The organism is Caballeronia mineralivorans PML1(12), assembly GCF_001028175.1.
Taxonomy (GTDB): Bacteria; Pseudomonadota; Gammaproteobacteria; order Burkholderiales; family Burkholderiaceae; genus Caballeronia; species Caballeronia mineralivorans.
Map to the genome: position 1 here is coordinate 61,391 of NZ_AEJF01000062.1, position 14,690 is coordinate 76,080.

Here is a 14,690-nt window from a genome sequence, read left to right on the forward strand (position 1 = left end):
AGCGCCAAGTCCGATCGACAGGAGACGACTATGGGAATGAACGTATCGTCGGGCGGCGGCAACGCTGAACCGGATGTGATGGTCGATATCAACACCACGCCGCTGATCGACGTGATGCTGGTGTTGCTGATCATGCTGATCATCACGATCCCGATCCAGACGCACGCCATCAAGATGAACTTGCCGGTCGGCAATCCGCCGCCGCCAATCACGCAGCCGGAAGTGGTGCAGATCGATATCGACTTCGACGGCACCACGACCTGGAACGGCCAGCCGGTGCCGGATCGTGCGGCGCTCGAATCCAGGCTTGCACAGGTGGCCGCCGAACCTGTGCAGGCGGAAATCCATCTGCGGCCTAACAAGCTGGTGCCGTATAAGGATGTTGCAACGGTGATGGCGTCCGCTCAACGACTGGGCGCGACGAAGATCGGCCTGATCGGCAATGAGCAGTACATGCAATAGGGAAGTGGAATGCTAACGATCCATCAACGGTTCAAACGCGCCGTCATTGCGGCCGCTGTCGGAGGACTGTCTGCGCTTGTCGTGTTGCCGGTCACGTCTCATGCCGCGGACACCTTGCGGCCGGATGTGGCGAAGCCGCTGAACGCCGCGCAGGATCTGTATCGCGCGCACAAGTACAGGGATGCATTGACGAAAATCGATCAGGCGGCTGCCATGCCGGGCAAGACGCCGTATGAAAGCCTCATGGTCGAAGAGATGCGCGGCGCTGCAGCGGCGGCGGCGGGCGACAACGGTGTGGCCGCCCAGGCCTATGAAACGTTGCTGAGCTCAGGGCGCCTTGCCGGCGCCGACGAACAACGCACCACGGCGGCGCTTGCAGGCATCTACTTCGAGCAAAAGAACTACGCACAGGCTATCAAGGTCGCGCAGCGCTATCAGAAGTCAGGCGGCAGCGATCCCGATATGCGCACTTTGCTTGTGCAGTCTTACTACCTTTCGAACGACTGCGGCAATGTAGTGAGCCTGCTCAAGCCTGGGGTCGATGCGCAAGCGCGTGCCGGCCATGCGCCCGACGAGTCGCAACTGCAATTGCTCGGCACGTGCGCGCAGCGTGTAAAAGATGACACGACCTACCGCGGTGCGCTTGAGAAACTGGTCGCCTATCACCCGAAGCAGTCCTACTGGGACGATCTGTTTCAAGCGATACGCGCGAAGCCGGGCTATTCGTCGGTGCTCGATATCGACACCTATCGGCTGCGGCGTGCGACCGGTTCGCTCACTACCGTCGACGATTACATGGAGATGACCCAGCTCGCGATCGTGGCGGGTACCACGGCTGAGGGCAAGCAGGTGATCGATCAGGGGTTCGCATCGGGCGTTCTGGGCCACGACGCACAGGCGGATCGCGAAAAGCGGTTGCAGGCACTAGCCGCGAAGCGGGCGCAAGCGCCGGTTGATCCGGCGAACCCTGTAGCGCCGATCGACGTCGGCTTCAACCAGGTCTTCGCGGGGCAAGCCAAGCAGGGTTTTGCAGCAATGGAGGCGGCGATCGCGAAGGGTGGGCTCGATCACCCTGACCAGGCGCAGCTGCATCTCGGCGTGGCCTACTACGTGGCAGGCGACAAAGCTCGCGCAGTGCAAACCTTCCGTGCGGTGAAAGGCTCCGACGGTTCAGCCGACCTCGCCCGATTGTGGGTGATGGTGGCGTCGAAGTAACGGCATCCCGGGTCCAGCGTGTCCCACCCTGCGAAGTGCCGCCGAGCTATGCGTGCATTGAACCGGGCGGCGCATCCTCGCCGTATGGAACACAGATCTTCGACAGTAGACGGGGTTGGTTGCGTATGCAACCATCGCCAGGTTTTAGGCAAGTGCGAAAGTATCCCGACGATCGCATTGATTGAACCACGCATCGCGGCAACTAACCGGGCATATGGCACGTGTCTTAGGGAGGATGTTGCATCCGATAAAACATAGTTTGGTATACAAACTAATTTTGACACGGGATTCTGTCTTGCTATGGTTTTGCCACACGATAACAAGGCACAGGTCGCAGTTTCCATAGGAAGCAAAATTCGCGCGCTGCGCCAACGATTCAAGCGCACGCTGGATGAAGTGGCGACGAGTGCGGGGATTTCCAAGCCCTTTTTATCGCAGGTGGAACGAGGTCATGCAACGCCTTCTATTACGTCGCTAGTTGGCATTGCGCGAGCGCTAGGCGTCACGGTGCAGTACTTCGTCGACACGCCAACGGAAGACAAGTCAGTGCGTAGAGGAAGTGAGCTGAAGTACTTCGGGTTCGACGGAACCGCAAATCTTTTTGGATGGCTGACGAACTTGTCGGTCGGCGGCAAGCTGGAAGCGATTCTCGTCAGGATGCCGGTGGGACAGAACCCATCGGAAGTCACGACACATGCAGGGGAAGAGTTTTTATACGTGATGAGCGGCCAGTTGTCGCTCACGTTAGAAGGTACGACGTTTGTATTGCAGGCAGGTGACACCGCGCATTTCGAGTCCACCGTGCCTCACGCCTGGTGCAATACCGCTCGCGAAGAAGCGGTGGTTATATGGGTGGGCACGCCAAGATTGTTCTAGGTGCTTTTGCTCCGTGCTTTCGTTAAAAACACTATCTCTGTATTTGTAAGCATTACTTATGGTTTTATGTAAGGTTGATCTGATGGAAGGGGTGTTGTCCATCCATCATGCAAAGTAGTGGAAGTGAAAACAATTAGAAAGCGCTGCGCATTTCGTTTGTAATAAATAAGTAGTCCGATATTGAAGTATCTGAAGAGTCCCGTCTTCCTGTCTGTATTTGCAAGCTGGTGCGCTATTGACCCGTTTGCCGGGCAGTAGGAGCGCGGGTCGGCTTTAACGGAGCGCGGCGCAAGAACGCCGTATATCGAGTGGAGAGGTCCACAAGACCTCTCTTCACACACAGCTGTGGCCTTACTTACGAGCGGAAAGGGGAAAAATGAAACAAAGGGCATTGGCGCAGGCCATCAAAAGAATAGTCTGGGCTGAACTAGCATTGTCAGCCGCAATCGCCGTACCGGCGTTTGCGCAAAGCCAGCCGGCCACCACTGGTACGGCGGCGGGCGCAACGACAACGGAAAGCACGCCGGCAGCAGCGGCGGCGCCGGCATCGGGCACCGCTGCAACACCGTCCGCGGACAACAACACCGCGACACCGACTGCTGAAAAGGGCGTCCAGCAAATCAAGAAATTCGAAGTGACCGGGTCGCTGATCCGCAGCGCCGACAAGGTCGGCTTCAATGCGGTTCAGACGATTTCGCAGAAAGATATTGTGAACAGCGGCGCCACGACCGTCGCCGATTTTCTGCGCACGACCTCAGCCAACTCGGCGAATAGCTGGAGCGAAGGCCAGTCCGGCAACTTTGCCGCAGGCGCTGCGGGTATCGCTCTGCGCGGTCTCAGCGAAAAATACACGCTCGTGTTGGTGGATGGACAGCGCGTTGCGCCGTTCGCGTTCTTCTCGAACAGCGTCGACTCCTTCTTCGACCTGAACACGCTGCCACTGAACTCCATCGATCGCATCGAGATCGTGAAGGCCGGTGCCGTGTCGCAATACGGCTCGGACGCCATCGCGGGCGTGGTCAACATCATCACGAAGCACGACTTCCAGGGGCTGCAACTCGACGGCAGCTACGGCAGCGCCATCAGCCAAGGCGGCGGCGCGGGCACGACCAAATTCGGTGTGCTCGCCGGCTTTGGCGATCTCAACGCCGATCGCTTCAACGTGACGGCCGCCGCGAGCTACTACAAGTCGAACGGCTTCACGCTCGCTGACCGCGACGCGACGAGCGCTCAGGATTTCACCAATCAGCCGGGCGGCCATTCGTTGCTCGCGCCGTCGTACTGGAATATGCCCGACGGCAGCGTGCAGGCATTGAGCGGCTGTGCGAACGGCGGATCCGTTCATCCCGCAGGCACCAACTCGCTGACATCGGGATTGGCGGGCACGGTCTGCGGCTTCAACTCCGCAGAAAGCACGTCTATCGCGCCGATGACCGAGCGTTTGAACGCGAAGCTTCACGCTGATTTCAAGATCAACGATACGACGACGGCGTTCGGGGACTTCCTGATCAGCAGCAACAAGACCACCACCAACGACGGTCTGTGGAACAACGTTGTCGGCAATCCGCAGGTCCCCGCACTCGTGTGGAATCCGCAGACCAAGCTGCTTTCGCCGTTCAACTTCACTGTGCCGGCGAGCAATCAGTACAATCCGTTCGGGGTAGCCACGCCGCTCACGTATGCTTTCCCGAACGCGGTAGCGGAAGACACGTATTCCACCTACTGGCGCGCGTCAACGGGCATCAAGGGCTCGTTCAACCTGCCGAACGGCGAGTGGGATTGGGCGACGTCGGTCAGTCACTCGCAAAGCACGGTTTCGAACACCTATACGAACCAGCTCAACACCGCGGCACTGACCAATATTTACCAGAACGGGACGTTCGATTTCTCGAATCCCGCGGCTACGCCGAACGGCCTCAATGGGCTGTACATGGACGCGAACAACCTGGCTATCTCGAAGCTCGATACCGTTGACGCGACGCTGTCGACGCCGGACCTCTTCCATCTGCCGGCGGGTGACGTGGGTCTCGGGTTTGGTGCGCAGTTCACGCACCAGAGCGAAGTGATGAACCCGGGTTACGCATTTGAACAAGGCCTGGTCATTAGCCCGAATCTCCAGACGGTGAACGGCCAGCGCAACGTGGCCGCTGTGTACTACCAGGTGGACATTCCGATTGTGCGCGCCCTGACGTTCAGCCAGTCGGGCCGTTACGACCACTACAGCGATGTCGGCGGTGCGTTCTCGCCGCGCTTCGCGTTGCGCTATCAGCCGGTTCAGGCGCTCACGATGTACACCTCGTACAACCGCGGCTTCCGTGCGCCGACGTTCGTTGAGAACAGCAACTCGCAAACGATGGGTATTCAGGTGGACCAGGCCACCGGCCAGAACTACACGTCGATCACGGAGGGTAATCCGGCCCTGAAAGCCGAGCGCACGCGTAACCTCACCATCGGCTTCGAGCTGTCGCCCACCCGTACGACCGATGTCGGTTTGGATTGGTACAAGATTCGTGTCGATAACGTGATCGGCCAGGGCTCGCCTTCCCAGGTTGTCACCGACCCGGTAACGGGTGCCCTCCTGTACAAGGTCATCCCGTACCAAAACCTCGGCTATCTCGACACGAACGGTTTCGAAGGCACGTTCCGCCAGTCGCTGCCGACGAAGACCGGGACGTTCACCTTGTCCGCAGACTGGGCTTACGTGAACAGCTTCAAGCTCGGCACCCCGGGTGCGTCACCGATTAATGGTGCGGGTAACGACTACACCCTCACACAGCCGTTCGGCGGCAGCTTCCCGCGCTGGAAAGGCAATACCACCCTGGACTGGGCGTACAACAAGTTTGACGCAGCGTTGACCTGGCAGTTCACAGGTCCGTATGCGCAGAATCTGGTTGCCGGGGGGCCATCCCACGTGGGATCGTACAGCCAGTTCAACCTGATGATGACGTACACGGGCTTCAAGCACTGGACGATCTTCGGCGGCATCGACAACATCTTCAACCGTGCGCCGCCGTACGATCCGATCTTTGCAAACGGCACGCTGGATCAGAATGGCTACGACCAGTCGATATACACGAACATTGGCCGCTTCGCGCAGGTCGGCGCAACGTACAAGTTCTGATGTCGCTGTAGTTGTTTGACTGATGGAATGGTCGCTCCGGCGCGTGTCATGCGGCGCTGGAGCGACCTTGGTTTTGGGCGTACACAGATCGATCTTTCGACGCCTCACCGCATGACGCGCTCAAGGCCGCAGTCAACGCCGGGCGCGGAAGTAACGAATACCAGGAGTTTCCAGATGTTTTTCGCACCACCTCCTTATCCTTCGATCCGTCTTTGCCGTGCATCCGCGGCACTTGCTCTTGGCGGCGTCATGCTCGCTGGCGCCGTGCAGGCCGCAGTCGTTCCTCCCGGCGTGCAACTCGCCGCGAAGCAGGAACTGGTGCGCAACAACGGCACCGAAGTCGAGACACTCGATCCGAACGTGGCGGAATCGGTGCCGGCCAATACGGTCGCGCGTGATTTGTTTGAAGGACTGACTGCGACGCGTGCCGACGGCGAGACTGTCCCCGGCGTCGCGGAAAAGTGGGAAATGAAGGACCCGACCACGTGGGTCTTTCATCTGCGAAAGAATGCGAAGTGGTCTAACGGCGAGCCGGTTGTTGCCGGTGACTTTGTCTACGGATGCCAGCGCCTCGTCGATCCAAAAACGGCTTCGCCGTACGCAACCACCTACGGCATGTTCCTGCTGAACGGAGCAGACATTGTTGCAGGCAAGAAACCGGTGGCGTCGCTTGGCGTGAGCGCACCCGACCCGTACACGGTCGAAATCAAGACGCCCTATCCGGTGCCGTTCCTGCCCGACCTGATGTCGAATACGAACCTCGGGCCGGTGAACAAGGAGGCGGTCGACAAGTACGGCCACGACTGGACCAAACCCGGCAAGCTGGTCAGCAACGGCGCATTCACGCTGAAGGACTGGCAAGTGAACAACCGCCTCGTGCTGGCGAAAAACCCGCAATACTGGAATGCCGCTAACGTGCAACTAAACCAGGTCACGTACCTGCCTGTGGAAGACGAAAACACGGACGTGGATCTGTACAAGTCGGGCGGTGACGACTGGGTGAACCAGCTTCCCTCGGGCACCTATGCCCGCTACAAACAGGCGTACCCGAACGAGATGCGCGCGGCGCCCATGCTCGGCTTGCGCTATTACTCGTTCAACAACAAAGACCCGCTCCTGAAGGACGTACGTGTGCGCAAGGCGCTGTCCATGGTCATCGACCGGGACATCCTGGCTCAGCGCGTGACGGCCGACGGCCAGATCCCGGCGTATGGCGTGATCGTGAAGGGCGTAAAGGGCGCCGACGTCAGTGCGTACGACTGGGCCTCGTGGCCAATGGCGAAACGCGTGGACGAGGCGAAAAAGCTGCTGGCCGAGGCGGGCGTGAAACCCGGCACCAAGTTGCAGTTCGCCACCAACACGAGTGAATATCACAAGAAGATGGCGATCTTCGCGGCTTCCGAATGGAAGACCAAGCTGGGCCTGGATACGGAAATCCAGGCGATGGAATTCAAGGTGCTGCTCAAGAAGCGGCACGACGGCGACTACCAGATAGCACGCAACGGCTGGGTGGCGGATTACAACGACGCAAGCACCTTCCTCACGCTGGTTCAATGTGGTTCCGAGCAGAACGACAACCAGGCGTGCAACCCTAAAGCCGATGCGCTAATGCGCCAGGCGTCCAATTCCACCGACCCGGCCACGCGCCAGACATTGCAGACCGAAGCAGCCAAGGTGGCGATGGAAGATTACCCGATGCTGCCGCTGTTGCAATACACGCTGGTGCGGCTGGTGAAGAGTTACGTGGGCGGTTATTCCACGAAAAACCCGATGGACCATTACCGCAGCGAAGACATTTACATCATCAAGCATTGAGCGCGGTGCGCGGCCCGGCCACTCGACATGCGCACGGCGAGGGTCCAGCGCTACGTTTTCATCCGGACGCACGCGCCCGTTTTATTCTTCAGGCCTTGTTATGAACGAACCGCATCATCCCCTGAAAGACACACTGTGGGCGCCGGCAGCAAGCGACGATGAATAGAGGCTTTTTCACGCTGGGCTTTGCCGCATTGCTCGTTACATCGCAAGCGTTCGCCAGGCCATCGATCGCGCAATACGACGAACCGAAGTACCCGGCGAACTTCACGCATTTCGACTATGCGGACCCGGACGCGCCGACTAACGGCGACCTGAATTTCCAGAACTACGACGAACTGCAAAGCTACGATTCGATGAACCCCTTCCTGGTCCGCGGCGCACCGGCCCCCGACCTGAAGCACCTGATGTTCGATACGCTGATGCAGCGAAGCTGGGACGAACTGGCATCGGAGTATCCATTGATTGCGGACGACGTGGAGGTCGCCCCGGACGGCAAGTCGGCCACGTTCCATATCAATCCGAAGGCGCGTTTTTCCAATGGCGACGCGATCACCGCTGCCGATGTGAAGTATTCATGCGACACGTTGTCCAGCCATCAGGTTTCGCCGATCCACAACTCGCAGTTCGCCAACATCAGCCGCGCGACCGTGGTCGATCGCCTGACGGTGCGCTTCGATTTCAAGGAGGCGCGCCGCGATGCACCGCTGATCGCGGGTGATCTGCCGGTTTTTTCGCCGAAGTGGGGCATGAAAGCGGACGGCACGCGGCCGCCGTTTGATCAGATATCAAATGTGCCGCCGGTGGCAAGCGGCCCTTACCTGATCGAGCAGCGCAAGAACGACAAGCAGATCACTTACCGGCGCAACCCGGATTACTGGGCCGCTGACCTGCCGTCGCGACGCGGCATGTACCGCTTCCAGCGCATTACGTTCCGGCTCTTCACCGACTTCTACACGTCGCGGGAAGACTTCAAGGCCGGTCATACGGATATGCGGGTGGAGTATTCGTCGTCCGCATGGACACGCCAGTACGTCGGCAAGAACTTCAGCAACGGGTCGCTCAAAAGGGGTGAGTTCCCCGATGGCCCGGCGCAGATGCAGGGCATGGTCATCAACACGCGCAAGCCGCAGTTCGCAGACGCTCGAGTGCGGCGCGCACTGACGCTCGCCTTCGATTACGACTGGCTGAACCGGCTGACTTTCTACGGTCAATACCGCCGCACGGGAAGTTACTTCCAGGACTCCCCGTTCGGCGCGACGGGCGTGCCGGATGCGAAAGAGTTGAAGCTGCTCGAACCGTATCGCTCGATGCTTCCCGCCGCCGTGTTCGGCCCGATGCTGAAGCCGCCCGACACTTTGCCGCCACATTCGTTGCGTGCCAATTTGCGTGAAGCCCAGGTGCTTCTGAACGAAGCGGGCTGGCAGTATCGTGACGGTGCATTGCGTAACGCAAGCGGCACGCCGATGACCATCGAGATCATGGACGACCAACCCGGCATGGACAAGGTCATCCTGCCGTATATCCAGCAGTTGCAGACTCTCGGCATACATGCGCATCTGCGAGAACTCGACAGCGCGTTGTACGAGAAGCGCATGGACGCGTTCGACTTCGATATGACCACGTATATCTACGAACCGGTCACCATTCCGGGCGGCGAACTGACACGCCGATTCGGCAGCGCGGCAGCCTCGCAGCCGAGCTCGGAAAATTTCCCGGGGGTCCGCTCGAAAGCCGCCGACGCGATGATCGACGCTGCGTTGAAAGCGCAGACACTAAGCGATCTCGAGACCGCCACGCACGCGCTCGATCGCATCCTGATCAACGGGTATTACATTGTGCCGGAGTACTACTCGCCGGATACGCGCGTGGGGTATCGGGCGCGAATGGGTTTCCCACGGGTCTCGCCGCTTTCTTACTATGCGGAGGACTGGCTGGTCGACTACTGGTTCGTGAAGGCGCCGTCCGGTGCCACTACGGCTGCTTCAACACACTGAGATTGCCATGGCCGCTTATATCCTCAGACGTCTGTTGCTGATGATTCCCACGTTGATCGGCGTGGTCACGTTGACTTTTTTCGTGACGCAGTTTGTGCCGGGTGGACCGGTCGAGCAGATCCTGATCCAGATGCGCCATGGCGGGAGCCGCGGCGAGGCGGGCGGGGCCGGCGGGTATCATGGCAGCCAGGGAGTTGACCCGCAGCAGGTCGAGCAACTCAAGAAGCAATTCGGCTTCGATAAGCCGCCGCTTGTGCGTTACGCAAGCATGCTCAGGAATTACGCAAGCTTCAATCTCGGTCAGTCGTATTACCAGCATCAAAGCGTCTGGGCGGTGATCCGTTCGAAGCTGCCGGTGTCCATTACGTTGGGACTCTGGACCGTGCTGCTGACCTACCTCATTGCGGTGCCGCTGGGGATATCGAAGGCCGTGCGAAACGGCTCCCGCTTCGACACCGCCACGAGTGTCCTCGTGCTGACCGGCTACGCCATTCCGGGTTTCGTACTCGGCGTGTTGCTGCTGATGCTGTTTGGCGGCGGTACGCTGTGGCAGGTGTTCCCGATGCGCGGCCTTACCTCCGACGACTTCGACCAGCTCAGCATTGCCGGCAAGATACTCGATTATCTGTGGCACATCGCGTTGCCGGTGACGGCTTCCGTGGTCGGCAACTTTGCGATCGTCACGATCTTGACCAAGAACACGTTCCTCGAGGAGATCAGCCGGCAATACGTGCTGACCGCACGCGCGAAGGGCGCGCCGCAACGCGATGTGCTCTGGAAGCACGTCCTGCGCAACGCGATGATTCCGCTTCTGACCGGCTTGCCCGCGGCGTTTGTCGGCGCGTTCCTCAACGGCAACCTGCTGATCGAGACGTTATTTTCACTCGATGGCATGGGCCAGCTTTCCTACGACTCGGTGATCCGCCGCGACTATCCCGTCGTGCTCGGCTCGCTTTATCTGTTCACCCTGATTGGTCTCGTGACCAAACTCATTGCGGACGTCTGTTATGTCCTCGTCGACCCCCGTATCCAGTTCGACCGGCTGGACCGGTGAGCGAGTGAATGTGCCCGGAAGCGGCGCGCCAGCGAGTGCACCGGTACCGCCGCCGTCGGAGTCGCCCGGCCGGCGCGTGTGGCTGCGTTTCAAGGCGCAGCGCCTAGGCTATTGGAGCACGATCGTGTTCGGGGCGTTGTTCGTCATCAGCCTGCTGGGCGAGGTGCTGGCGAACAACAAGCCGCTCCTGATCCGCTACGAAGGGCATTATTATTTCCCGATCGTGAAGGACTATTCGGAGAAAGTATTCGGTGGCGATTTCCCGGCGCGTGCGAACTATCTCGATCCGTATATTCGCGACCGGCTGGAATCGAAGGGCAATTTCGCGATCTATCCACCGAATCATTTTCACTACGACACGGTCGACTATTTCGCGACCACGCCCAATCCCGCGCCGCCCTCGGCCGCCAACTGGATCGGCACCGACCAGTTCGGCCGCGACGTGTTTTCGCGCCTGCTGTACGGTTTCCGGCTCTCAGCCCTCATGGCGCTTGCACTCACGGTCTCGGGCGTCTTCCTGGGCGTCCTGACGGGCGCCGTGCAGGGGTTTTATGGCGGACGCACCGACTTGATCGGGCAACGCCTCATCGAGATCTGGAGTTCGATGCCGGATCTCTACCTGCTGATCATCTTTGCGTCGATCTTCGAACCGACCTTGTGGCTGCTGTTCATCCTGCTCTCGGCGTTCGGATGGCTCACGCTGTCGGACTACGTGCGCGCCGAGTTCCTGCGCAACCGTTCGCTCGATTATGTGCGCGCGGCACGCACGATGGGTTTGTCGAACTGGCAGATCATGTGGCGTCACGTGTTACCCAACAGCCTCACGCCGGTGATCACGTTCCTGCCGTTCCGCATGAGCGCGGCGATCCTCGCGCTGACCAGTCTCGACTTCCTGGGGCTTGGCGTGCCCGCCCCAACACCGAGCCTCGGCGAATTGCTCGCCGAAGGAAAAAACAATCTCGATGCGTGGTGGATCTCGGGCGCGGCGTTTGGCGGACTCGTGGTCACCTTGCTGCTGCTGACCTTCATGGGCGACGCATTACGCAACGCGCTCGATACCCGCACGCGCGGTTCCGCATTCGGAGGGGCGCAGAAATGACAGCCCCTCTGTTGCAACTCGACGGTTTGTCGATCGGTTTCGGCGACAAGACCGTCGTGCAGGACCTGAATCTCTCGATCGCGCGCGGTGAACGCGTCGCGCTGGTCGGTGAATCGGGATCGGGCAAGAGCGTCACGGCGCTTTCGATTCTCGGTCTCGCGGATCAGGCGCGCCAGACGGGGCGCATCCTGCTGGACGGCGAGGATCTCTTGCAAAAGACTGAGCAGCAGATGCGCGGTATCCGCGGCCGCGACGTCGCGATGGTCTTCCAGGAACCGATGACCGCGCTCAATCCGCTATTCACTATCGGTAAGCAGATCGCGGAGAGCCTGCGTCTTCACGAAGGTTTGCGGCCCAACGCTGCACGCGAACGCGGTATTGAATTGTTGAGGCGTACGGGCATTCCCGAACCGGAACGGCGTATCGACAGCTTTCCTCATCAACTTTCCGGCGGTCAGCGGCAACGCGCGATGATCGCGATGGCACTGGCATGCCGCCCGCGCCTGCTGCTCGCCGATGAACCGACCACGGCGCTCGATGTGACCGTGCGTCAGCAGATAGTGGAGTTGCTGATTGGCTTGCAGGAGCAGGAAGCGGCTGAGCGGGGCATGGCGGTGTTGCTGATCACGCACGACCTGAATCTGGTGAAGCGTTTTGCGCACCGCGTGGCGGTGATGGAGAAGGGCGTGCTGGTTGAAACCAATACGACCTCGGACTTGTTCTCGAATCCGCAGCATCCTTACACGCGCCGCTTGCTCAACAGCGAGCCTGAACGTGCTATCGATCCGATCGCTTCGAATGCGCGGCGGTTGCTCGAAGTGCAGGGTTTGTCCGTCGACTACCGGACCTCGGTGAAGGGCTGGCGCTCTGCGTTTTCGAAGTCTTCATTCCGCGCTTTGCAGGACGTCGGCATCACACTGCGACGTGGCGAAACACTCGGCATAGTGGGCGAATCCGGATCGGGCAAGTCCACGCTTGCGGCTGCAATCCTGGGATTGCAGCGCCCGTCGGAAGGGTTGATTCATATCGATGGGCAGCCTTTGTCCACGCTCAAAAGCACGAACTCGCGGCGAATGGTGTCGTCGCGGCTGCAGGTCGTGTTCCAGGACCCGTACGGATCGTTGTCGCCGCGCATGACGATCGAGCAGATCGTGGGCGAAGGGATTGCGTTGCATCGGCCGGAGGTGACGACGGCCGCGCGCCGTCAACGCATGGTAGCGCTGCTCGATGAAGTCGGCATGCCGGCCGACGTCCTGCCGCGCTATCCGCACGAGTTTTCCGGTGGACAGCGGCAACGTATTGCGATTGCGAGAGCGCTTGCGGTAGAGCCGGAATTGCTCGTGCTTGATGAACCCACCAGTGCGCTCGATGTGTCGATACAGCAGCAGGTGCTCAACCTGCTCACGCGGCTGCAGAAAAAGTACACGCTGAGTTATTTGTTCATCACGCACGACCTTGCCGTGATGCGCGCGATGGCGCACAGGGTGGCCGTGATGAAGGCGGGGCAGATCGTGGAGATCGGCGACACGATGGACATTCTGCGAGCGCCCGCGCATCCCTATACGCAGGCGTTGCTTGCGGCTTCAATGGTCGCGGGCGCGGCGGCATGAACGCGGTTTTGCCTCAAGCACCGTTAGTTCAGGATACCGGCTCGTCGCTTTTTTCGTTCACGGGACGTTTTACGTGCGGCGCGCTAAATGCACCGGGCTCTGGTGAGTCCGGCCCCGAACCCGGTTTGGCGTTCGACGCTGCGGGCTTGCCCGGGACGATCATCTTGCGCAGTTGCGGCGCGATGGACGTCGCTTCGAAACACAGCTTGATACCGAAGCGCGCGCGGTTGAGAAGGTGCGCCGTCGTCACCGCTCGCCAGAAGCGGTTCGGGTTGAAGCCGGGATAACGCGACTCCCGTTCGATCAACGCCTTGCCATCGGGCAAATGGACGAAGCAGCAGTGCTGAAACCATCGAAGGTCGCGATGCGTGTTGCCGGTCCAGTGCCGGCCGATGGCCTGATACGCGCCTAGCTCCACGATCTGCTGCCCTTCGTCGGCGAGCGTGTTGAGCGCGGCGGAAACAAACGATTCGTCGCCATGATGCTGGAGGCGCTCGATCTCGTCGACATAACGCTCGCAGTGCGCGCGTGCGCGCGGCACCAGCGTCCTGAGGAACGCGGGCGTGCTGAGGAGAAACTCGCCGCCATACCAGCGTGGATTGAGCAGATGCCGGCCGGCTACGATCTCGAGATCCTTGATGACGTTGGCGCTGCCATAAGCGGGAAACACTTGATCCGAGATATCGAACGCGCCGACTCCGGCGTCGGCACAGAGCTTGAGCAACTCGTCGCCCAAAGAACGGATGGCGACAATGTCGCTATCGAGCAGCAGTAGCAGCGTGTCGGGCGAGAGCATGTTGGCCACTTGTTCCAGCAGGTCGAGCTTGAAATGCGCCCCGTAGAATGCCGTGTTCCTTGGGACGTTGATGCTGGTGAGGAGTGTGTGAACGAGCGGGCGCCGCTCTTCCGGCACGGCGGAAAAGCATGCGTTGACCGCGTCCGGAGCGTTCGTGAAGACGTTGAGCCGGGGCATGCCTGCATGAAGCAAGGTCTTGTTTAAGCAAAGCGCCTGGCGGGCGTAGGACAGCGGATCTTTACTCGTGCTGTTGGGACTGGCCGTTGCGTTGACATCGACAAAGACCAGCGTACAAGGAAAAATTTCCATTCTTTTGTCGTCCAGCTCCTTAATCGAGAATTTGTTGCTGATTGGAGTCGGGTCATTTGAATAATCAACCGTTATAAGCATCGTGGAAGATACAAATACTATGTGTCCGCCAAAATGCCGGACATGTGAGACATAGATGACCGTATTAGCGTGATTCGGTTAACTCGCAATGAGGCGTGCGGATTTACATGCACGCATGCGTGCAAGGCCCAGCACGGCGCCAAGTCTTGAGGCAACCGGCCATGAGATGTAATGCGGGTTGCGGCACCATTATTAGACGGCAAGAGATACCGCGGTTTTGACTTAACAGTAAGCTTGACCGTCTTGTTTATGACA

The 14,690-nt window shown here is 59.8% G+C and carries 10 protein-coding genes; 9 read left to right on the plus strand and 1 reads right to left on the minus strand.

Annotated elements, in window-relative coordinates:
• Positions 1-30: 30 nt before the first annotated feature.
• The 9 genes from EOS_RS07905 to EOS_RS07945 all read left to right on the plus strand — a co-directional run bounded on the left by EOS_RS07905 (position 31) and on the right by EOS_RS07945 (position 13,249).
• Positions 31-462: an ExbD/TolR family protein gene (locus EOS_RS07905; protein ID WP_047846057.1), complete on the plus strand. Its 432-nt coding sequence runs from the start codon at positions 31-33 to the stop codon at positions 460-462.
• Positions 463-471: 9 nt separating this feature from the next.
• Positions 472-1,677 (plus strand): tetratricopeptide repeat protein, encoded by a 1,206-nt coding sequence (locus EOS_RS07910; RefSeq protein WP_047846058.1) that lies wholly within the window; start codon positions 472-474, stop codon positions 1,675-1,677.
• Between the two features lie 300 nt (positions 1,678-1,977).
• Positions 1,978-2,553 carry a helix-turn-helix domain-containing protein gene (locus tag EOS_RS07915; protein WP_047846059.1) on the plus strand — a complete coding sequence of 192 codons (576 nt, stop codon included), beginning with the start codon at positions 1,978-1,980 and terminating at the stop codon, positions 2,551-2,553.
• Positions 2,554-2,929: 376 nt separating this feature from the next.
• Positions 2,930-5,674: a TonB-dependent receptor gene (locus EOS_RS07920; protein ID WP_047846060.1), complete on the plus strand. Its 2,745-nt coding sequence runs from the start codon at positions 2,930-2,932 to the stop codon at positions 5,672-5,674.
• A gap of 174 nt (positions 5,675-5,848) precedes the next feature.
• Positions 5,849-7,489: a peptide ABC transporter substrate-binding protein gene (locus tag EOS_RS07925; protein ID WP_047846061.1), complete on the plus strand. Its 1,641-nt coding sequence runs from the start codon at positions 5,849-5,851 to the stop codon at positions 7,487-7,489.
• A gap of 158 nt (positions 7,490-7,647) precedes the next feature.
• Positions 7,648-9,486, plus strand: coding sequence for an extracellular solute-binding protein (locus EOS_RS07930; protein WP_047846062.1), 1,839 nt, complete (start codon positions 7,648-7,650; stop codon positions 9,484-9,486).
• Between the two features lie 7 nt (positions 9,487-9,493).
• Positions 9,494-10,540, plus strand: coding sequence for a microcin C ABC transporter permease YejB (locus EOS_RS07935; RefSeq protein WP_047846063.1), 1,047 nt, complete (start codon positions 9,494-9,496; stop codon positions 10,538-10,540).
• Positions 10,494-11,639, plus strand: a complete 1,146-nt coding sequence (locus EOS_RS07940) for an ABC transporter permease (RefSeq protein WP_047846064.1) — start codon at positions 10,494-10,496, stop codon at positions 11,637-11,639. The genes EOS_RS07935 and EOS_RS07940 overlap by 47 nt, the downstream gene beginning before the upstream one ends.
• The gene (locus EOS_RS07945) at positions 11,636-13,249 is read left to right on the plus strand and encodes an ABC transporter ATP-binding protein (RefSeq protein WP_047846065.1); all 1,614 of its coding nucleotides are present in this window, start codon (positions 11,636-11,638) and stop codon (positions 13,247-13,249) included. The genes EOS_RS07940 and EOS_RS07945 overlap by 4 nt, the downstream gene beginning before the upstream one ends.
• A gap of 28 nt (positions 13,250-13,277) precedes the next feature.
• Here the strand turns inward: EOS_RS07945 and EOS_RS07950 are convergent, their stop codons facing one another.
• Positions 13,278-14,354, minus strand: a complete 1,077-nt coding sequence (locus EOS_RS07950; protein ID WP_063779065.1) for a hypothetical protein — start codon at positions 14,352-14,354, stop codon at positions 13,278-13,280.
• Positions 14,355-14,690: the final 336 nt, after the last annotated feature.

Coding starts and splice junctions, on each gene's coding strand:
- EOS_RS07905 (WP_047846057.1), top strand. CDS start 31: ATGGGAATGAACGTATCGTCGGGCGGCGGCAACGCTGAACCGGATGTG.
- EOS_RS07910 (WP_047846058.1), top strand. CDS start 472: ATGCTAACGATCCATCAACGGTTCAAACGCGCCGTCATTGCGGCCGCT.
- EOS_RS07915 (WP_047846059.1), top strand. CDS start 1,978: ATGGTTTTGCCACACGATAACAAGGCACAGGTCGCAGTTTCCATAGGA.
- EOS_RS07920 (WP_047846060.1), top strand. CDS start 2,930: ATGAAACAAAGGGCATTGGCGCAGGCCATCAAAAGAATAGTCTGGGCT.
- EOS_RS07925 (WP_047846061.1), top strand. CDS start 5,849: ATGTTTTTCGCACCACCTCCTTATCCTTCGATCCGTCTTTGCCGTGCA.
- EOS_RS07930 (WP_047846062.1), top strand. CDS start 7,648: ATGAATAGAGGCTTTTTCACGCTGGGCTTTGCCGCATTGCTCGTTACA.
- EOS_RS07935 (WP_047846063.1), top strand. CDS start 9,494: ATGGCCGCTTATATCCTCAGACGTCTGTTGCTGATGATTCCCACGTTG.
- EOS_RS07940 (WP_047846064.1), top strand. CDS start 10,494: ATGTCCTCGTCGACCCCCGTATCCAGTTCGACCGGCTGGACCGGTGAG.
- EOS_RS07945 (WP_047846065.1), top strand. CDS start 11,636: ATGACAGCCCCTCTGTTGCAACTCGACGGTTTGTCGATCGGTTTCGGC.
- EOS_RS07950 (WP_063779065.1), bottom strand. CDS start 14,354: ATGGAAATTTTTCCTTGTACGCTGGTCTTTGTCGATGTCAACGCAACG.